13 protein-coding genes are annotated in these 20,151 nt (G+C 74.4%); 5 read left to right on the forward strand and 8 right to left on the reverse strand.

The window, feature by feature from the left end; translation table 11 throughout:
- The 3 genes from ABZY31_RS16290 to ABZY31_RS16300 form a co-directional block, all read right to left on the reverse strand.
- A partial coding sequence (locus ABZY31_RS16290; RefSeq protein WP_356410310.1) for a DEAD/DEAH box helicase occupies positions 1-1,521 on the reverse strand: 1,521 nt, incomplete at its 3' end.
- A 340-nt stretch (positions 1,522-1,861) separates the two neighbouring features.
- Positions 1,862-2,065 (reverse strand): cold-shock protein, encoded by a 204-nt coding sequence (locus tag ABZY31_RS16295; RefSeq protein ID WP_053678014.1) that lies wholly within the window; start codon positions 2,063-2,065, stop codon positions 1,862-1,864.
- A 367-nt stretch (positions 2,066-2,432) separates the two neighbouring features.
- Complete coding sequence (locus ABZY31_RS16300; RefSeq protein ID WP_356410312.1) at positions 2,433-3,737, reverse strand: pyroglutamyl peptidase; 1,305 nt, start codon at positions 3,735-3,737, stop codon at positions 2,433-2,435.
- A gap of 63 nt (positions 3,738-3,800) precedes the next feature.
- On the opposite strand from ABZY31_RS16300, the gene ABZY31_RS16305 reads away from it, so the two are divergent.
- Positions 3,801-4,496, forward strand: a complete 696-nt coding sequence (locus tag ABZY31_RS16305) for a DUF4230 domain-containing protein (RefSeq protein WP_356410315.1) — start codon at positions 3,801-3,803, stop codon at positions 4,494-4,496.
- Positions 4,497-4,560: 64 nt separating this feature from the next.
- Here the strand turns inward: ABZY31_RS16305 and fusA are convergent, their stop codons facing one another.
- The gene (gene fusA / locus ABZY31_RS16310; protein ID WP_356410318.1) at positions 4,561-6,690 is read right to left on the reverse strand and encodes an elongation factor G; all 2,130 of its coding nucleotides are present in this window, start codon (positions 6,688-6,690) and stop codon (positions 4,561-4,563) included.
- Positions 6,691-7,224: 534 nt separating this feature from the next.
- On the opposite strand from fusA, the gene ABZY31_RS16315 reads away from it, so the two are divergent.
- Entirely contained in the window at positions 7,225-9,882 is a 2,658-nt protein-coding gene (locus tag ABZY31_RS16315) for a SpoIIE family protein phosphatase (RefSeq protein ID WP_356410321.1), read from the forward strand.
- A 130-nt stretch (positions 9,883-10,012) separates the two neighbouring features.
- On the opposite strand, the gene ABZY31_RS16320 is transcribed toward ABZY31_RS16315, so the two are convergent.
- The 3 genes from ABZY31_RS16320 to ABZY31_RS16330 form a co-directional block, all read right to left on the reverse strand.
- Complete coding sequence (locus tag ABZY31_RS16320) at positions 10,013-10,387, reverse strand: peptidase inhibitor family I36 protein (RefSeq protein ID WP_356410324.1); 375 nt, start codon at positions 10,385-10,387, stop codon at positions 10,013-10,015.
- 234 nt (positions 10,388-10,621) lie between these two features.
- Positions 10,622-10,894 carry a hypothetical protein gene (locus ABZY31_RS16325; RefSeq protein WP_356410326.1) on the reverse strand — a complete coding sequence of 91 codons (273 nt, stop codon included), beginning with the start codon at positions 10,892-10,894 and terminating at the stop codon, positions 10,622-10,624.
- A 20-nt stretch (positions 10,895-10,914) separates the two neighbouring features.
- Positions 10,915-11,442 carry a hypothetical protein gene (locus ABZY31_RS16330; RefSeq protein WP_356410328.1) on the reverse strand — a complete coding sequence of 176 codons (528 nt, stop codon included), beginning with the start codon at positions 11,440-11,442 and terminating at the stop codon, positions 10,915-10,917.
- Between the two features lie 267 nt (positions 11,443-11,709).
- Here ABZY31_RS16330 and ABZY31_RS16335 point away from each other — a divergent pair, with 267 nt between their 5' ends.
- Positions 11,710-13,074, forward strand: a complete 1,365-nt coding sequence (locus ABZY31_RS16335; RefSeq protein WP_356410331.1) for an FAD-dependent oxidoreductase — start codon at positions 11,710-11,712, stop codon at positions 13,072-13,074.
- Positions 13,075-13,161: 87 nt separating this feature from the next.
- Here ABZY31_RS16335 and ABZY31_RS16340 read toward each other — a convergent pair whose 3' ends face one another.
- The gene (locus ABZY31_RS16340) at positions 13,162-13,941 is read right to left on the reverse strand and encodes an ABC transporter ATP-binding protein (RefSeq protein ID WP_356410334.1); all 780 of its coding nucleotides are present in this window, start codon (positions 13,939-13,941) and stop codon (positions 13,162-13,164) included.
- A 141-nt stretch (positions 13,942-14,082) separates the two neighbouring features.
- Between ABZY31_RS16340 and ABZY31_RS16345 the strand changes: the two genes are divergently transcribed.
- Together ABZY31_RS16345 and ABZY31_RS16350 are read left to right on the forward strand one after the other, a co-directional pair.
- Positions 14,083-17,388 carry an ABC transporter permease gene (locus ABZY31_RS16345; RefSeq protein ID WP_356410337.1) on the forward strand — a complete coding sequence of 1,102 codons (3,306 nt, stop codon included), beginning with the start codon at positions 14,083-14,085 and terminating at the stop codon, positions 17,386-17,388.
- On the forward strand, positions 17,385-20,135 hold the full coding sequence (locus tag ABZY31_RS16350; RefSeq protein ID WP_356410340.1) for a hypothetical protein: 2,751 nt from the start codon (positions 17,385-17,387) through the stop codon (positions 20,133-20,135). The genes ABZY31_RS16345 and ABZY31_RS16350 overlap by 4 nt, the downstream gene beginning before the upstream one ends.
- Positions 20,136-20,151 lie beyond the last annotated feature (16 nt).

A 20,151-nucleotide genomic window follows, 5' to 3' on the forward strand; every position in this document is an offset into this window, starting at 1 on the left:
GGCCGTCCTGCCGCCGCCGCGGCGGTCCTGCGCCGGGCGGCTGCGCCGTCCGCGGGAGGAGCCGGGGCTGCGCGGGGCGCGCTCCGAGACCGGGGCGGTGATGGTCACCGGCACGCCGGAGGGGACCTGGGCGCCCGTGACGCGGATCAGCTCGGCGTCGCCGGGGCGGACCGTCGCGGACTGCGGGGTGATCCCGGCGGCGGCCATGAGGCGCGTCATGTCCCGGCGCTGGTTCGGCGTGACCAGGGTGACGACGCTGCCCGACTCACCGGCGCGGGCGGTGCGCCCGCCGCGGTGCAGGTAGTCCTTGTGGTCGGTGGGCGGGTCGACGTTGACGACCAGGTCCAGGTTGTCCACGTGGATGCCGCGGGCGGCGACGTTCGTCGCGACCAGCACCGTCACGTGACCGGTCTTGAACTGGGCCAGGGTGCGGGTGCGCTGCGGCTGCGACTTGCCGCCGTGCAGGGCGGCCGCGCGGACGCCGCTCTGGAGCAGGTGCTCGGTCAGCCGGTCGACGGCGTGCTTGGTGTCCAGGAACATGATCACCCGGCCGTCGCGGGCCGCGATCTCCGTGGTCGTCGCGTGCTTGTCGGCGCCGTGGACGTGGAGCACGTGGTGCTCCATCGTCGTGACCGCACCGGCGGACGGGTCGACGGAGTGGACGACCGGGTCGGTGAGGTAGCGGCGCACCAGCAGGTCGACGTTGCGGTCGAGGGTGGCGGAGAACAGCATCCGCTGGCCCTCGGGGCGCACCTGGTCGAGCAGCGCGGTGACCTGGGGCATGAAGCCCATGTCGGCCATCTGGTCGGCCTCGTCCAGGACGGTGATGCCGACCTGGTTGAGCCGGCAGTCGCCGCGCTGGATGAGGTCCTTGAGGCGGCCCGGGGTCGCGATGACGACCTCGGCACCGGCGCGCAGCGCCCCGGCCTGGCGGTGGATCGGCATGCCGCCGACGACCGTGGCCAGGCGCAGCTTCAGGACGCGGGAGTACGGGGTGAGGGCGGCGGTGACCTGCTGCGCCAGCTCGCGCGTCGGTACGAGGATCAGCGCGAGCGGCTGGCCGGGCTCGGCGCGCTGGCCCGCCGTACGGGCGAGCAGGGCCAGGCCGAAGGCGAGGGTCTTGCCCGAGCCGGTGCGTCCGCGGCCCAGGACGTCGCGGCCCGCCAGCGTGTTGGGGAGGGTCGCGGCCTGGATCGGGAACGGCACGCTCATGCCCTCGGCGCCCAGGGCGGCCAGCAGCTGCGCCGGCATGTCGAGGTCCGCGAAGGACTCGACGGCCGGGAGCGCGGGGGTGAGGGTGACCGGCAGGGCGAACTCGCCCTGGACGGACGAGGGACGGCGGCCGAAACCACCCGGACGGCCCTGGCCGCCGGAGCGGGAGGGGGCGCCTGAGCGCCCGCCGGACGACGAGCCGAAGCGGCTGCCGCCACCACCCGAACCCGAGCGGGAACCGGCGAAGCCTTCGGAGCGGGAGCGGGAAGAACGGTCGGTACGGTCATTCCTGCGCGTGCTGCGGTTCATGCGAAACCTCCTCGATACGGCGCGCATCGAGGAATTCCCGGCAGCGGAAATCGAGCCGCACAAGGATTCACAAGAACGAGCCGAACAAAAGCGAATATGGCGCGGTCGGCGTATAGAGCGGACCGCATGCCAGGAAAAGTGCGCCACGCCGCGTGCCACCGGAAACGGGGATCGCGTGCGGGGAGTGGGGCCGAGGGAGACGTCCCGTCCGGCCGGTGTTCGACAGGGGTGCTGTCTCGTCGCTCACGCGGGCCGTCACGGCCGGCGGAGCGGGGGAAATGCAGCGAGCTGGGGCCCGCACCCCAAGGTGCGGGCCCCAGCTGCTCAGTACGCGTCAGCGTCAGGCGGTGACGATGTTCTCGGCGGTCGGGCCCTTCTGGCCCTGCGCGATGTCGAAGCTGACCTTCTGGCCTTCCTGCAGCTCGCGGAAGCCCTGCGAGGCAATGTTCGAGTAGTGGGCGAACACGTCAGGACCGCCACCCTCCTGCTCGATGAAGCCGAAGCCCTTTTCAGCGTTGAACCACTTCACGGTGCCATTAGCCATGTTAAATCTCCTTCGGGGCACAGCCCAGAGATCCGCACTGTGCGGATCTCGAGTTGCCACGATGATCGCCCCTACCGGAAACAACACCGGAAAAACAGAAACACTCACGGCCGACTCGTGAGAGTCAGGCCGGTGAGGCTCACAATTTTGGGAACCACAACTGCAACTGGAATGACAGTAGCACGCCGCAACCGGCCGGGCGCGGGGAATAATCGGGCCCCGGCCACCGCGCAAGAAATACTTACCCGGCCTTTCGTCGAATTCTGTCTCTGCCACCACAGGTTTGGGAAGGTGTGCGGCGAAGGGTTTCCGGGGTGGCCCGGACCGCTTGGCGGGCACGGCCCGGCCGTGCCAAGGGCACCGGCCCTCACGGCCCGCCCGCCGCCGAGTGGCGCAGCACCTCCCGCACCTCCGCGGTGATCGCGCTTTCGTTCCGCTCGAACTCCGTGTCGCTCAGGCGCGCCGGGTCGGCGGGCAGCCCCGTGAGCACCGGGGTGTGCAGGTGGCCGCCGGGCAGTCGGGGGTTCAGTTCCAGGCGGAGCCGGTTGGAGCGGTAGGCGACCTCGTTGGAGAGGTAGCCCCCGCCGCCGCCCGCCACGGCGCGGGAGCCGGGGCTCGGCCCGTCCTCGCGGTCCACCGTCTCCTCCTGGCCCGCGGGGATCTCGCTGACCTGGGTGTTCAGTCGCACCGGGTAGGGGCTCTGGACGGCCGTCATGGTGTCCGTGGGGAGGCTGGTGCGCAGGAATTGCGCCCCCGGGCCGAGGCCCGGCGCCGTGACGGGGTGCTCGTACGTGCCGCCCGAGAGGGCGTCGGCGTTGTCCGGGTAGGGGTCGGCCGACCGGGCCCGGCCGGCCCATGCCTCCAGCGTGAAGATCCCGGGGTAGCCCTGGCTGATGCTGGTGATCATGTCGGCGGCGCGCGGGCCGGGCGCGAGGCGGGGGCCGTACGCGCGCTCCACGATCCCGGCGTCGAAATCGGCGTAGCGGACGGGCAGGACGACGGCCCGGATCTCCGCGGGCGTGCCGTCGGCGAGGGTCACGCGGCGGCCGTTGAGCTGGAGGACCGCGGAGCCGGAGGGGTTGGCCCGGCGGGGCTCCGCGTCCAGGCCGAAGGGGTCGAACCCGCTGACGAACAGGCGCCGCACCCCCGCAGTGCCGCGGAAGTCGTTGGCGGTCAGGCCCCGGGAGGCGTCCTCGAAGCGGGTGCGCAGGGCCTGCCGGTCGACCGGGAACGCCGGTGTCCAGTCCGCGAGTTGGACGGTCATCCGCAGCCGGGTCCAGTAGAGCGGGCGGTCGTCGCCGGCGGCGAGGTCGCCGCCGGGGCGCAGGCCCTGGGCCCGGTTCACGGCGGCGCGCCAGAGCGCCTCGCCCCAGGCGTCGAGGAGCCGGCCTGCTTCGGCGGCGTCGCGCGCGGAGCAGAGGGCGGCCGGGAAGCGACGCACGAACTCGCCGAAGGCGGCCCGCTCCGTGAAGGCGGCGGTCCGCGGATCGGCGAGCCGGGCCTGCTCGGGGTCGGCGACGGACACGGCGAAGGAGGTGGCTGCGGGCCCGGCGGCGGCCTGGCCGGCCCGCCCGCACGCGGCCGGAGCGTCGGCGTGCGCGGCGGCGGGAGGGAGGACCGCGGTGACGCCGAGCAGGGCGGCGACGAGGGCCGTGCGGCGTAAGATCATCATGCCATGTGACATTACATAGAAGCGGAGTTGGTAGGTCAGTCGATTTCGGGGCATCCGTTGGGCATGGACAAGTCATCGCTCGACACGGAGCCGCAGCCCGCACCCGCGCGGGCGCGCCGCCCGCGGTGGTGGGGGCGGGTCATCGGCGCGCTCCTGGCGGCGGCGCTCGCGATCACCCTCGTCCTCGGGTTCGGCCTGGTCTCCGGGATCGGCGGATTCTTCGACGGCCTCTTCGGCACCGAGACCCACGACCGGTCGGGGCCCGTCCTCCTCAAGTCCATCCAGGACATGCACCGTTACGAGGGCGCGGTCGGCAACTTCCAGGTCGTCGCCGACCTGGAGAAGGACGCCCCCTACCTCCCGGACGCGATCCGCGGCACCCGGACCCTGTACGTCGGGGCGGGCACCGTCAGCGGTTACGTCGACCTCGGCGCGCTCGACGAGCGCGCCGTCACCGTGAACGAGGACCGCACCGAGGCGACGCTGCGCCTGCCGCACGCCGCGCTCGGCACGGTCACCCTCGACCTCGACCGTTCCTACGCCGTCAACCAGCAGCGCGGGATCCTGGACCGGCTCGGCGACTTGTTCTCCGACAACCCCGGCGGCCAGCAGGCCGTACAGCGCCTGGCCGTCCAGCACATCGCCGAGGCCGCGCGCGACAGCGGGCTCGCCGCGCGCGCCGAGAAGAACACCACCACCATGCTGGAGGGCCTGCTGCGGTCCCTCGGCTTCCGGCAGGTCACGGTCACCTACGCCTGACCCGGGAAGGCACCGCCCGCCCGGCCCCCTCCCGCGGGGAATGACCCGCGGGAGGGGGCTGCGGCTACGCGGAGAGCACCCGCTCGCGCACCGCCGCCGGGACGGGCGCGTACCCGGTGGGCCGGGAGGTGAAGGTCCCCCGGCCCTGGCTCCGGCCGCGCAGGCGCGACGCGTAGCCGAACAGCTCGGCGAGCGGGACGGCGGCCGTGACCGTCGTGGTCCCCGCCCGCGCCAGCGAGCCCGACACCCGGCCGCGCCGGGCCGCGATGTCACCGAGCACCCCGCCGACCGCCTCGTCGGGAACGGTGACCGCGACCTCGGCCACCGGCTCCAGCAGCTCCATGACGGCGGCGCGCAGCGCCTCGCGCAGCGCGAAGCGGCCCGCCGCCCGGAACGCCATCTCCGAGGAGTCCTTGGGGTGGGTCGCCCCGTCGGTCAGCGTGACGCGCAGCCCGGTCACCGGATGGCCGCCGAGGGGGCCCTCGGCCAGCGCGTCCCGGCACCCGGCCTCCACCGCGCGGACGTACTCCTGCGGCACCCGGCCGCCGACGACCGCCGAGCGGAAGACGAGCCCGGCGCCGCCGTCGCCGCGGGCCTCCTCGTCCAGGGGCTCGACGTCGATCACCACGTGGGCGAACTGGCCCGCACCGCCGTCCTGCTTCACGTGGCGGTAGACCAGCCCGGACACCCCGCGGGCGACCGTCTCGCGGTAGGCCACGCGGGGCCTGCCGACCTCGACGAGCAGGCCGTGGGCGCGCCGGAGCTTCTCCACCGCCACCTCCAGGTGCAGCTCCCCCAGGCCCGACAGCAGGGTCTGGCCGGTCTCCCGGTCCGTGCGGACGGTCAGCGAGGGGTCTTCCTCGACCAGGCGGCCGAGCGCCGCCGAGAGCCGTCCGGTGTCCCCGGCCGTGCGCGCCTCGCCCGCCACGGAGACCACGGGTACGGCGACCGCGGGCGGTTCGAGGAGGAGCGGCGCGTCCGGTGCGCACAGGGTGGCCCCGGCGCGGGTCGCCTTGAGGCCGACGACGGCCACGATGTCCCCGGCCACCGCCCGGTCCACCTCCGCGTGCCGGTCGGCCTGCACGCGCAGGATGCGCCCGATGCGCTCGGTCCGGCCCGCCGTCGTGTCCAGCACGGTGTCCCCCTTCCTCATCGTTCCCGAGTAGACGCGCAGGCAGGTCAGCCGCCCGGTCGCGGTCGCGTTCACCTTGAAGGCCAGCGCCGCGAAGGGCGCCGACGGGTCGGCGGCGCGTTCCTGCGGCTCCCCGTCGAGCGTGCCGCGCACGGGCGGTACGTCCGCCGGTGAGGGCAGGTAGGCGAGGACGGCGTCGAGCAGCGGCTCGACGGCCCGGTCGCGGTACGCCGATCCGCACAGCACGACCACGCCCTCCCCCGCGTGCGTCAGCTCGCGCAGGGCGCGGGCCAGCGTGGCGGGGGTGAGCGCCGCGGTGGCGCAGTACTCCTCCAGGGCGGCCGGGTGCAGCTCGGCCACCCGTTCCTCCAGCAGCCGGCGCCGCTGCCGCGCCTCCTCGCGCAGGTCCTCGGGGACGGCGCCGACCTCGACGGGGCGCGGGCCGGGGCCGCCGGTCCAGGTGAGGGCCCGCATCCGGACGAGGTCCACGACGCCGGTGAAGCCGTCCTCCCGGCCGATCGGCAGCTGGACCACGAGCGGGACGACGTGGAGCCGCTCGCGCAGCGAGGCGACGGCCGCGTCGAGGTCCGCGCCGACGCGGTCCATCTTGTTGACGAAGGCGATGCGCGGCACCTGGTGGCGGTCGGCCTGGCGCCAGACGGACTCGCTCTGCGGTTCCACGCCCGCGACGGCGTCGAAGACCGCGACCGCGCCGTCGAGAACCCGCAGGGAGCGCTCCACCTCGTCGGAGAAGTCGACGTGCCCCGGGGTGTCGATCAGGTTGATCCGGTGGCCGTCCCAGGTGCAGCTGACCGCCGCCGCGAAGATGGTGATCCCGCGGTCGCGTTCCTGCGGATCGAAGTCGGTGACGGTCGTGCCGTCGTGGACCTCGCCGCGTTTGTAGGTGGCGCCGGTGGCGTAGAGGACGCGTTCGGTGAGGGTGGTCTTCCCGGCGTCGACGTGCGCCAGGATGCCGATGTTGCGGACCGTCGCGTTCGTGGCGACGGCTGTGGCGGTGGTGGTGCCGGTCGTGCTCGCGTGCGGGGTGCGGTCGGTGCGCATGGCCCGGGGCCTTTCAGGGTGTACGGCGAGAGGGCGGCGCGATGACGGGCGGTACGGCGGCGGGCCGCTACGGCGGGCCACGGGGACCCGCGGGCACGCCGCGGGAACGGCTCGGCGGCCGCAGGGTCGGGAATTTCCGCGCCCTCGCCCGGACATCCGGTGACGGCCGCGCAGCGGTCACCGGGAGACGGAGGACACCAAGATCACGTCGTACCGCGACCGGGGGGCGCGGACGGCGGTGTGCTCACGCATGCCCGGCTCCCCTCGTTCGGTGGACCGGTGGCTCCGGTCGCTCGCTGCAGCGCGCACCGCGGTCCCGCGGCGGCGCACAGCAGCGAGTCTAGGGAGCCGGCCCGGCCACGGCACCGGATTTTCCGCCCCGCCGCGACGCGCACGCGTCGCCGGCCGCGGCGCCGGGGCCGCACCGGACGCCGCACCGGGCGACACGGGAAAGGCCGTCAGCCGTACCCCGGGAGCCCGGCAGTGCTACAAAGGGTTGGTGGCCCATCCTTGCAACCCGTACCGGGGACGTCGGTGCGGTCACTGAGCCGGAACCGCCCGCGCAGCGTCGCCCGACAGGTATTCGTCCTCCAGGTGGCGATCGTGGTGCTGCTCGCGGCCGGCGCGGTCCTGGCGCTCCTGCTCCAGTCCCGGCACGACGTCGACCGCGAGGCCCGCAACCGGTCGGTGGCGGTCGCCCAGACGTTCGCCCACTCGCCCGGCCTGCGCGCGGCGCTCCGCTCCCCCGATCCCTCGAAGATCCTCCAGCCCCTCACGGAGATCACCCGCCGGGATGCCGGGGTGGACTTCATCGTGGTGATGGACACCCGCGGGATCCGCTACACCCACCCCCTCCCCGACCGCATCGGCAAACGCTTCGTCGGGACGATCGAGCCCTCGCTGGCGGGCCGGGTGCGCACCGAGAGCGTCCGGGGGCCCCTCGGCAGGGAGATCCAGGCCATCGTGCCCGTCTTCGCCGAGGGCGACAGCGGCCCGGTCGTGGCGCTGGTGTCGGCCGGACTCACGGTGAACAACGTCACCGGCGTCTTCGACCGGCAGCTTCCCGTCATCCTCGGCGCGAGCGCGGCGGGCCTGGCCCTGGCCACGGCCGGCGCGGCGCTGATCAGCCGGCGCCTGCGGCGTCAGACGCACGGCCTCGGACCGCTCGAGATGACGCGCATGTACGAGCACCACGACGCGGTGCTCCACGCCGTCCGCGAGGGGGTGCTGATCACCGACGGCGGCGGACGGCTGCTGCTCGCGAACGACGAGGCGAAACGGCTGCTGCGGCTGCCCGCGGACGCCGAGGGGCAGCTCGTCGGGCAGCTGCCCCTGGACGACCACCTGGCGGCGCTGCTGCTGTCCGGCCGGGTCGCCACCGACGAGGTGCACGAGGCCGGCGAGCGGCTGCTGGTGATCAACCAGCGGCCCACCCGCCCCGGCGGCGGCCCCGAGGGCGCCGCGGTCACCATCCGGGACTCCACCGAGATGCAGGTGCTGAGCACCCGCGCCGAGGCGGCGCGCAGGCGCCTGAAGCTGCTGTACGACGCCGGAGTGGGCGTCGGCACCACCCTGGACGTCGAGCGGACCGCCCAGGAGCTGGCCGACGTCGCCGTGCCCCGGTTCGCCGACTTCGCGACGGTGGAACTGGTGGAGGCGGTCCTGCTCGGGGACGAGCCCACCAACGCCGCGCCGAACCTGCGCCGCACGGGATTCAGCGGCATCCGGGACGACGTCCCGCTCTACCCGCGCGGGAAGGTGATCGACTTCGCTCCGTCCACCCCGCAGGCCCGCGGCCTCGGGACGGGGCGGGCCGAGCTGATCCCCCGCCTCGCCGAGGCGTCCGGCTGGTACGCGCAGGACCCGGACCGGGCGCAGGCCATCCTCGACTACGGGGTCCACTCCCTGATCACGGCACCGCTCAAGGCGCGCGGCGTGGTCCTCGGCCTGGTGAACTTCTGGCGCTCCGAGAAGCCCGAACCCTTCGACGACGAGGATCTGTCGCTGGCGGAGGAACTCGTGGGCCGGGCGGGCATCACCGTGGACAACGCCCGCCGCTACACCCGGGAGCACGCCCTCGCGGTGACCCTCCAGCGCAGCCTGCTGCCGCGGGAGCTGCCCGAGCAGAGCGCCGTCGAGGTGGCCCACTTCTACCTGCCCGCGCAGTCCGGCGTGGGCGGCGACTGGTTCGACGTGATCCCGCTGCCCGGCAGCCGGGTGGCGCTGGTCGTCGGGGACGTCGTCGGGCACGGGCTGCACGCCGCGGCGGCCATGGGGCGGCTGCGCACGGCCGTGCTGAACTTCTCCTCCCTGGACCTGCCCCCCGACGAGCTCCTCTCCCGGCTCGACGACCTCGTCCAGTACATCGGCCAGGGCGGCGAGGGCGGAGCCGACACCGGGCTGCTGGGCGCGACCTGCCTGTACGCCGTCTACGACGCGGTGAACCAGCGGTGCACGGTGGCACGGGCGGGGCACATGCCGCCGGTGCTGGTGCGCCCGGACGGTTCCGTGGAGATCCCGGAGCTGCCGGCGGGGGCGCCGCTCGGGCTGGGCGGGTTCCCCTTCGAATCGACGGAGCTCCAGCTGGGCGAGGGCACCCGGCTGGTGCTCTACACCGACGGGCTCATCGAGGACCGGACCCGGGACATCGACGAGGGGCTGGCGCTGCTCCGCACCTCCCTGGCCGAGGCCGATCCCCAGGCGGGCCCGGAGGACACCTGCCGGTCGATCCTCAAGGCGCTGCTGCCGGAGCGGCCCCGGGACGACGTGGCGCTGCTGGTCGCCCGGACGTCGGCGCTGGCGGCCGAGCGCATCGCCGAGTGGGAGGTGCCGTTCCACGCGAGCGCGGTCGCGTCCATGCGGGCGCTGGCCGTGGCGCAGCTGGAGCACTGGGGCCTGTCGGAGCTGTCCTTCGGCACGGAGCTGGTGCTGAGCGAGCTGATCACCAACGCCATCCGGCACGGTGCGGAGCCGGTCCGGGTACGGCTCCTCTTCGACCGGGTGCTGACCTGCGAGGTGTTCGACGCGAGCAGCAGCTCGCCCCGGCTGCACTACGCCACCACGACCGACGAGGGCGGCCGCGGGCTGTTCCTGGTGGCGCAGATCAGCCGGCGGTGGGGAGCCCGGTACACGCCCGAGGGCAAGGTCATCTGGTCGGAGCAGCCGCTGCCGGGGCCGCCGGAGAGCGCGTGAGGCCAGGACGGCCGACGGCCGGGTGCCGGACGGGACGTCCCGTCCGGCACCCGGCACGGGCCGGGGGACCCTGTAATTCATCGCGCCGTTCTGTAATTCAATTCTGGATTACACCGGGGCGCCCGGGACGTTACTGGGGCTTGAACGAGCGGATCTGATAACTCCCCTGGAGGTTGCCGCTGCCGCCGGACGGGGTCGATCCCACGCGGTTGTTGTAATTGGTCCCGGTGTAGTACTGCTTCCGGTGGCCGGTGCTGTTGGCGACGGACCGGACGTTCTGGCCGTTGCGGATGAAGCTGCAGTTGTCGGCGGTGTTCGCGATCCGCTCGCTCTGCCACTGACAGCGGGTGCCGGTGCCGTCCCAGCCGCTGTAGATGCAGAACCAGCCGGTGGAGCAGTTGTAGGCGGTCGGGGCGGGCGGCGTGGCCGCCGAGGCGGCGGGGGCGGTGCCGAGGGCTGCCACCAGGGCCAATGACGCCATGACGAGGGGACGGACGATGCGCATGATGAGAATGCTCCCTCTTCCATTTCGCAGGAAATGTTCCGCGGATCGCCTGCATCATGGCGGCGCCCACGGCGCCGTGCCCAGGGCCCCTTTCGGGAAAGCGGTGAATTCGCGCCGCCCGCGGATCCTGCGGAAGAACCCCGGACCAGCCGCACAGCCGGTCCGGGGCATTCACATTCCGTCCAAAAACCTCTGCGCCATACGGGTTTCGCCCCCGTTTCGCGCGCCCCGCGGTCAGCCCGGCGTGCGCCGGGGAGCGCGGCGACGGGAGAGCGCCTCTGCGATGACCTTGCACAGCACGGTGGGGTGGAACAGCGAGGCGGGCGGGGCCACCATGTTGACCACGCCCACGAACCGGGTCCACACCCGCGGGTCGCGGACCGACACCGCGAAGAGGTGCGTGTTGTACCAGTGGGCGATCCGGGCCGCGAGCGGCTGGGCGTCCCGGTTCCACATCAGGTCGGAGTTGCTCGACAAGGTCCACGGGGCGACCAGCAGACGCGCCACCCGCCCCTGGTAGCACCGGCTCAGTCCGTCGAGGCCCCGCCCCTCGGACGGGGCACCCCCGCGTCGGCGAGCCGGCGGTCCAAGCCGCCGGCCCGTCCCGACGCGTCCACCACCAGGTCCGCGTCCAGGGTCACGAGCTCTCCCGCGCCCGCGGTTGCGGCCTCCGCGATACCGGAGAGCCGGTAGGTGACGCGGCCGACGCTGCCGGGGCGGCTCATCACCAGCCCCTCACACCGCGCCGAGGGCACCAGCCGCACCCCGGGCAGCGCCGTCACCCGCCGGCGCAGACGGCGTTCGAGTTCGGCCCGGGTGAACGACTGGACCCGTACGCCGGTCCGGCAGCGCGGGCCGAGTCCAGCGGGCAGCAGGAAGTCGATGCGCTCCCCGTAGTCGAAGACGGGCGCCCCGAGCTCCGCCGTCTCGGCGCGCAGGCCCGGGAAGAGCGCCTCCAGGACCTGCGACCCCCTGGCCGGGACGGCGTGCGCGTGGTGGCCCTGCAGGGCGTGCGGGTGGGCGCCGGTGTCCGCGTCCACCGCTCGCGCCTGCACCTGTGCGTGTCTCCATGACCCCCTCCCTCTTGACGAGGTGTTACCCGACGGTTACCGCACGCAACCTGACGGTGGTGCCCGGGGTCGGCTTTGCGGAGGGATTCGGTCAGTTACTGCCGTTTGCTTATGTCTGACATTCTTGTTTGGATTTGGCGGCGGGTCATAAGCGCGAGTTATGGACCCATAGATCGCCACCGGCTACCGGGGACCCGTCGAGCGAGCTTGTCTCGAACCATCCGTCCCCGTCGCCTGGAGGAACGTCTCCCCATGTCCCGCCCCATCCGCGTAGCGATCGTCGGCGCCGGTCCGGCCGGCATCTACGCCGCCGACGCCCTCCTGAAGTCCGACGCCGCCCAGGACCCGGGGGTCTCCATCGACCTGTTCGAGCGGATGCCCGCGCCGTTCGGGCTGATCCGCTACGGCGTGGCGCCGGACCACCCGCGGATCAAGGGCATCGTCACCGCCCTGCACCAGGTGCTCGACAAGCCGCAGATACGTTTGTTCGGCAACGTGGACTACCCCGGTGACTTCGGCCTGGACGAGCTGCACCGCTTCTACGACGCCGTGGTCTTCGCCACCGGCGCGACGGCCGACCGGGCCCTGGACCTCCCCGGCACCGAGCTGGAGGGGGCCTACGGCGCCGCGGACTTCGTCTCCTGGTACGACGGCCACCCGGACGTCCCGCGCGACTGGCCGCTGGAGGCCGAGAAGGTCGCCGTGCTCGGCGTGGGCAACGTGGCCCTGGACGTCGCCCGGATCCTGGCCAAGACCGCCGACGAGCTGCTGCCCACCGAGATCCCGCCGAACGTGCACGCCGGGCTGGGCCGCAACAAGGCCGTGGAGGTGCACGTCTTCGGCCGCCGCGGGCCGGCGCAGGCCAAGTTCAGCCCGATGGAGCTGCGCGAGCTGGACCACTCCCCCACCATCGAAGTCATCGTCAACCCCGAGGACATCGACTACGACGAGGGCTCGATCGCCACCCGCCGGGCCAACAAGCAGGCCAACATGGTCGCCTCCACCCTGGAGAACTGGGCCATCCGCGACCCCGGCACCCGGCCCCACAAGCTCTTCCTGCACTTCTTCGAGTCCCCCGAGGAGATCCTCGGCGCGGACGGACGCGTGGTGGGGCTGCGCACCGAGCGCACCGAACTCGACGGCACCGGGAACGTCCGCGGCACCGGCCGCTTCACCGACTGGGACGTCCAGGCCGTCTACCGGGCGATCGGCTACTACTCGGACGAGCTGCCCAAGCTGCCCTTCGACCCGCTGTCGGGCACGGTCCCGCACGAGGCGGGCCGGGTGCGCGCCGCCGACGGCGGCCACCAGAGCGCCGTGTACGTCACCGGCTGGATCAAGCGCGGCCCGGTGGGCCTCATCGGCCACACCAAGGGCGATGCCAACGAGACCGTCGCCTGCCTCCTCGACGACCACGCCGCGGGCCGCCTGCCCGGCGCGGCCGACCCGGAGCCGGACGCCGTGCCCGCCTTCCTCGAAGAGCGGGGGGTCCGCTACACCACCTGGGAGGGCTGGCACCGGCTCGACGCCCACGAGCGGGCCCTGGGCGCCGCGGAGGGCCGCGAGCGCGTCAAGGTCGTCGAGCGCGAGGACATGCTCCGCCACAGCGGCGCCTGATTCTGCGGCGCCGAGCGGCGCCGGACGACGTCAAACGGAATGCGCGCGACGACCGACCCGAGGCGGCGCGGGGGCCCGCCCGTCCCGTCAGGGGCGGGCCGCGCCGCCCGCGGCCGCGGCTCCCGCCGGGACGGCCCGCGCGTCCGGCCCCTCACCGGTCTCCACCACGCGGCCGTCGCGCATCTCCACGACCCGGTCGGCCAGGTCCATCAGGGCCGGGTCGTGGGTGGCGACCAGGACGGTCACGCCCTCGCTGCGCACGACGGCGCGCAGCAGCTCCATGATGGCGTGGCCGGTCTCGGAATCGAGCTGGCCGGTGGGCTCGTCGGCGATGATCAGGTCGGGGTCGTTGGCCAACGCGCGGGCGACGGAGACGCGTTGCTGCTGGCCGCCGGAGAGTTCCCCCGGCCGCTGCGCCGCGTGGTCGGAGAGGCCGACGAGCGCGAGCAGGGTGCGTACCCGCTCCTCCCGCTGCGCGGCGGGGACCTTGCGCAGCCGCATCGGCACGCCGACGTTCTCGGCCGCGGTCAGCACCGGTATGAGGCCGAAGGACTGGAACACGAAGCCGATGCGCTCGCGACGCAGGGCGAGCAGCCCGCTCTCGTCGAGCCCGGTCAGATCGGTGCCGTCGAGACGTATCGCACCGCGGGTCGGGGTGTCGAGTCCGCCGACCAGGTTCAGCAGGGTGGTCTTACCGGAACCGGAACGTCCCTTCAGTGCGGTCAGTTCACCACGGGGCAGCGTGAACGAGACGCCGCGCAGGGCGTGGACGGTCTGCTCGCCGGTCCCGAAGCTGCGGTGCACGTCCTCGACCACCACCATCGGCGTGGCATCGCTGCGGTCCTGCGCGGTCGTGGTCACGGCCATGGGTCCCCCAAGGTGGTTGTCGATATCCGCATTTGCTCATCCCTTTCCCCCGCACACAAGCCCCTTCCGCTGCACGTTCGAATCTGACAAGATCGCCCGCTATCCGGTACCTATGGTCCGGTAGTAGGAGGAATACCACGCATGTTCGGCTTCGTCATGCGTCGTCAGCGTGGGCGTGTACCCCTTGCTGCCGCCGTACTGTTCACCGTTCTGATCACTACGACCGTCCTCACCGCGCTCTTCGCCTTCACGCGGGGCGTGGGCGAGGCGGGACTGCGGCAGTCACTGCAGGGGCGGGACCACACCCGGTCCACCGTCCTGGTCACCGGCTACCACCCGGCGGCCGACCGGCCCAAGGACGACGCGGCCCTGCGGGGCTTCGGGCAGGGCCTGTTCGGTGCGCTGCCGTTCGCCGTCGACAGCGTGGCGCGCAGCCACGCCTACGGCCTGCCCCGAAGCGGCGCCGCGGCCGCGGAAGCGGACCTGACGCTGCTCGCCGCCTTCGACCGGGCCCGCACGGTGCTGGTCGCCGGGCAGTGGCCGCAGGCCGTCGGCAGCGGCGCCGTCGCCTCCCGCGTACCGGTGGCCGTGCCCGAGGCGGCCATGAACCGGCTGGGGCTGACGGCGGCGGGCCTGCCCGCCGAAGTGCGCCTGGACGACCGGTTCCAGGGGCCGCCGCTGACCGTGCTGGTCACCGGTGCTTACCGGCCCGCGGACCCCGCCGCGGCGTACTGGCGGCTCGACCCCGTCGCCGGCCGCGGGTTTCAGATCAGCACCTTCACCACGTACGGCCCGCTGCTCGTCGACGACTCCGCCTTCACCGTCGGCGGCGTGGCGCAGGACAGCCGCGTCACCCTCCTCACCCCCGACTTCGCGGGTGTCCACACCGCCGAGGCGGAAGCCGTCGGCGCGCGGAGCGCCGCGCTCACGGCGTCGCTCAAGACCTCCGCTGGACTCAACGCGAAGACCGAACTCCCGGAGTTGATGGCCGAGTTGCGCTCGGCGCGCACGGTCGCCCGGTCCACCCTGCTGATCGGCCAGCTCCAGCTCGTCACGCTCACCGCGGCGACCCTGCTGATCGTCGGGACCACCCTGATGAAGCATCAGGAGCCGGAGCGGAACCTGCTCCTGGCCCGCGGCGCCTCACGGCGCAGGCTGGGCCTGCTGACTGGGGTCGAGGCGCTGCTGCTGTCCTTGCCCGCCGTCCTCTTCGCGCCCCTGCTCGCCCCGCTGCTGCTGCGGTTCCTCGACGGCGACGGCGCCCGTGCGCGGGGAACCGCCGTGTCCGGCGCCTCCGGCGTGTGGTCGACCACATGGTCCCTGTGGCCGGTGGCGGCCGTGTGCGCGCTGGGCTGTGTGCTGCTGAGCACGCTGCCCGCCGTGGTGCGGGGCGCCTCGGCCGTCGTACAGCGGCACGGCGGCAAGCGGCAGGAACTGGTGGCGGGGGCCGCCCGTTCGGGCGCGGACCTCGCGCTGCTGGCGCTGGCCGCGCTCGCCTACCAGCAGCTGGACCGCTACGAAGGAGCGGGCCCGGGGGGCGACGGCGGCTCGTCCGGCGTCGACCCGGTGCTCGTCGCCGCGCCGACCCTGGCGCTGTGCGCGGGGGCGGTGCTCGTGCTGCGCGTGCTGCCCTTCGCGGCGCGGCTGGGCGGGCGGCTGGCGGCGCGCGGTTCCGGGCTCGGTCCGGCCCTGGTCGGCTGGCAGCTGGCGCGCCGGCCCCAGCGGGCGACCGGTCCGGTGGTGCTGCTCGTCCTCGCCGTCTCCTCCGGCGTACTGGCCCTCGGGCAGTACACCGGATGGTCGGACTCCCAGCGCGACCAGGCCTCGTACCGCACCGCGGGGGGCCTGCGGATCACCGGCAGCCAGCTGGCCGCCTTCGGCCAGGGCGGCCGGTACGCGGCGCTGCCGGGCGGGGACCGGGCGCTGCCGGTGCTCCGTGGGCAGCAGGCGCTGCCGGGCGGGCGCACGGCCGAACTGCTCGCGGTGGACGCGGCGGCCCTGGCGGAGCGGGTTCCGCTGCGTGCGGACCTCCGCAACGGGAAGCCGATGGACGAGGTGTTCTCCCCCCTCACCCCGGCCGCCGGGGCCGGGGCGACGGCCGGCATGACGCTGCCCGGCCGGGCCCGGCGGATCGAACTCGACCTGACGCTGCGCTCCACCGGCGCGCCGACGGGAGACCCCAATCTGAGGCTGCTGCTGCGCGACCGGTACGGCATGACCTACCGGACCCCCGTCATCCGGATGTCCGCCACCGAGGGGCGGACCACCGTCCCGGTGGATCTGGACGCGCTGGCCGATGCTCCGGTCGGACGGCCCTCGGGACCGCTGACGCTGCTGTCGGTGGTGTTCTCGTACGGCGCCCCGAACGGCGACGTGGCGCCGCCCCAGTGGGGCGGTGAGCTGACGGTCCACCGTCTCGCGGCCGTCGAAACGGCGGGCGGCCCCGCCGTCCCCGTCGCGCTGCCTGGATCCGGCGGCAACGGCTCCGACGGCTGGACCCTCTCGGCCCCGCCGAAGGGAACCGAGGCCGCGCTGCTCAAGGAGGCCCCGAAGGGCTCTCCGGCCGGGCCCGCGCTGCTGCGGCTGGCCTACGCGGGCCCGCCCCGCAGGGAAGAGACGAGCCTCGTGCTCACCGCGGGACCGGCGGGGCCCGTCGCAGAACTTCCCGGGGTCGCCACCCGCGGGTACCTCGCCGCCGTCGGCGCCAAGGCCGGCGACGTGGTGCCCGTCCCCTTCGGGCAGTCCACCGTCCGGGTGCGGATCACCCGCGTCGTCGGCGCGCTGCCCGTCGTCGGTGACACCGCGCTCGCGGTCGACCTGCCCGCCTTCGGGCGGCTGTCGGCCGCGGACGGCGCCCGCTCGCTGCCCGCGGTGACCGAGTGGTGGCTGCCCGGTTCCTCCGCGGGGGATCCCCTGCCGGGGCGGGCGGCCGCCGCGCTGCGGACCGGGCCCGGCGCCGGGAGCCAGGACGTGCTGCTGCGCGAGGAGGTGGCCGCCGGGCTGCTCGACGATCCGCTGAGCACCGCCCCGCAGCGGGCGCTGGTGGTCCTGGCCGTGGCCTGCGCGCTGCTGGCCGCGATCGGTTTCGCCGCCTCCGCCGCCGCGGGCGCGCGGGAGCGGTCCCGGGAGTCCGCGGTGCTGCTGGCGCTCGGCGCGCCCCGGCGCACGCTGGCCCGTACGGCCACGGCCGAGGGCGTGATCCTGACCGGACTCGGCAGCGCCGCCGGGGTGGGCATCGGCGTCGCCCTGGTCCACCTCGTGGTGCCGCTGATGGTGCGGACGCCCTCGGGCCACCGCCCGTTCCCCGCACTGCTGGTCGACCTCCCGGGCGGCTGGACGCTGCTGCTGACCGCCGCGATCGCCGTCGTACCCCTGCTCGCCGCCTCCCTCGGCGGCCGCCGCAACCGGAACACGGCCGCGCGACTGCGGCAGGTGGAGGAGTCATGATCCGCACGGCCCGTACGGCCTCCCGGGCCGCCCGTCCCGCGTCGTGGGTGCGCACGCGCCTGCGCGCCATGCCCTCGGCCGCCTTCCTGGCCGCCGTGCTCGCCTTCGCCGCCGTGTTCCTGAGCGCGGCCCTGCCCCGCGCGCTGGACCGGGGCGCCGACGAGGCCCTGCGCTCCTTCCTCGGCGACAAGGGGGTGGACCGGACGAGCGTGCAGGTGTCCGCCGACGCCGCGAAGGGGCCCCAGCTCCCGACGGACCTGGACCGGGTCCTGTCCCTGCTGGTGTTCCGGACCGGCGGTGACTTCGTCCTGGCCCCGGACGGCCCCGTGCACGGCACGCTGGGCAACGACCACCGCTCGCTGAGCACCCCGGGGCTCGCCCGGCCCGACGACGTGTCCCCGATGCTGAGCCTGGTGCATGTACGCGAAGCCTCCGCGCACGTGAAGCTGGTGGCGGGCCGCTGGCCGACCGGTGCCACCACCGAGGGGCCCGTGCCGATCGTCCTCTCCAAGCGGGCGGCCGACGCCGTCAACGCCCCGCTGGGCACGGTGCTGCGCACCGAACCGGACGGGCTCAAGGCGCCCACCGCCGACCAGGCCGTGGTGGTCGGGCTCTACACCGCCAACGACGAGGCCGACCGGGTGTGGACCGGCCTGCCCTGCCTCACCCACGCCTGTACCGCCTTCACCCGCGAGCGCGAGCCGCGCTCGTACTGGCAGACGGGGGCCCTGGTCGGCGCCGACGACCTGCCCCGGGTCGCGACCTGGGGCAAGGGGGCCACGGACTTCTGGCGGCTGCCGATGGACACCGCCCGGCTGCGCGCGGACCGGCTGCCCGAGACCGGCGCGCGGCTCGCCTCGTACGTGTCCGGGCCCACCGCCGCCGAGCTCCTCGACGGTTCGGGACGCCCCGACCTGACGATCACCTCCACCCTGCCCGGCCTGCTGACGGAGGCACGGGCCCGGCAGCAGGCCGCCGCCCCGGTCGGGGTGAGCGGTCCCGCCGGGGTCGCCGGGGTCGTCTTCGTCGTCCTGTGCCTGGCCGCCGCGCTCTCCGGGGAGCGGCGCGAATCGGAGCTGCGGCTGCTGCTGGCCCGCGGCGCCTCGCGCGGCGGGCTCGCCCGGAGGCTGCTGGCGGAGGGCGCGGTCCTGGTCCTGCCCGCCGCGCTGCTCGCCTCGGCACTGGCCTTCTTCCTGCTGCCGACGCCCCGCCTGCTGCCCTCGCTGATCGCGGCCCTGGTCACGACCCTGCTGGCCTGGCTGGCGTTCCCGGTGCGGGCGCTGATCCTGCTGGCGCCGCCGCGCCCGCGCAACCGGTGGCGGCGGCCGGTGGCGGAGCTGCTGGTGCTCCTGGTGACCGGCGCCGCCCTGCTGGAGGTGCGCGGGCGCGGGATCGCCCAGGCAGGCGCGGACGTCGATCCGCTGCTGATCGCCGCGCCGTTGCTGCTCGCGCTGTGCGGGGGGCTGCTGCTGGCCCGGATCCTGCCGCTGCTGGTCGCGCTGCCCGCCCGGATGGCGGCGCGGGGGAACGGGGTCATCGGCTTCCTGGGGCTGGCGCGCGCCGCGCGGGGCAACGGGGGCCGCGGCCGCACGCCGGTGCTGCCGCTGGTCGCGCTGCTGCTGGCGGTCACCACGAGCGGCTTCTGGACCACTGTGCTGAACGCCGCGGAGGCCGCGCGGGTGGCCGCGAACCGGGTGAGCATCGCGGCTGACGCGCAGGTCGCCGCGCCGGTCGGGCAGACCCTGTCGCCCGAGCTGGTCAAGGCGCTGGGGGCGCTGGACGGCGTACGGTCCTCCGTCAGCCTGTGGACCGAGGACGACGCGTTCCTGGACGCTCCGGCGCAGCGGTTCACCACCCAGGTCAGCGTGGTCGTGGTCGAGCCGAAGGCCTACGCGGAACTGTCCCGGTCGGTCCGGATCGGGCCGTTCGACCCGGCGCTGCTGGCCGACGGCGGCACGGGTACGCCCGAGGCGCCGCTGCCGGTGCTGTTCAGCAGCGGGCTGGCCGAGCTGGCGCCCGGCGGGACCTTCCGGCTGCGGTTCGGCGACGGCTCCCTCCAGGTCGCCTCGCGGGGCGTGGTCGACGGCACGCCGGTCCGGCCGGGCGCCGCCGGGGCGACGGTGATCGTGCCCGCGGGGGCGGCCACCGCCGCACTGCCGGAGACCCGGCAGCCCAACCGCTGGTACGGGATCGGCCGTCCCGCCGAGGACCGGCTGCGCGTGCTGGTCCGCTCCCTCGTACCGGCGGCCTCGGCCGCCGAGTACCGGGTGCGGACCAGCGCCGGGGTGGGAGACGAACTACGGCCCGACCCGCTCCAGGAGGCCGCGGTCCGGCTGTTCCGGGCCTCGGTCGTCGGGGCGGCGGGCTTCGCGCTGCTGGCTGTGCTGCTGTCGCTCGTCAGGGCCGCCCCCGAGCGGGCCGCGCTGCTGGCACGGATGCGCACCATGGGGCTGCGGCCCCGGCAGGGCGTGCTGCTGATGCTGGCCGAATCGCTGCCGCAGGCGCTGGCGGCGGCGCTCGGCGGGGCCCTGACCGCTACGGCGGCGGTGCTCCTACTGGGACCGGCCGTGGACCTGTCCGCGCTGGTCGGCGCGCCCGTGGCGGGCGGGCTGCGGTTCGGCGCGCGGCCCGTCCTGGTCCAGGCGCTGGGTCTGGCCGCCCTGGTGGCGGTGGCCGTACTGGCGGAGGCGGCGGTATCGGGACGACGCCAGATCACCACCGAGTTGAGAGCGGGAGACCAGCGATGATCGGCGAGCGGACGAG

This window comes from Streptomyces sp. NPDC006529, from assembly GCF_040611795.1.
Taxonomy (GTDB): domain Bacteria; phylum Actinomycetota; class Actinomycetes; order Streptomycetales; family Streptomycetaceae; genus Streptomyces.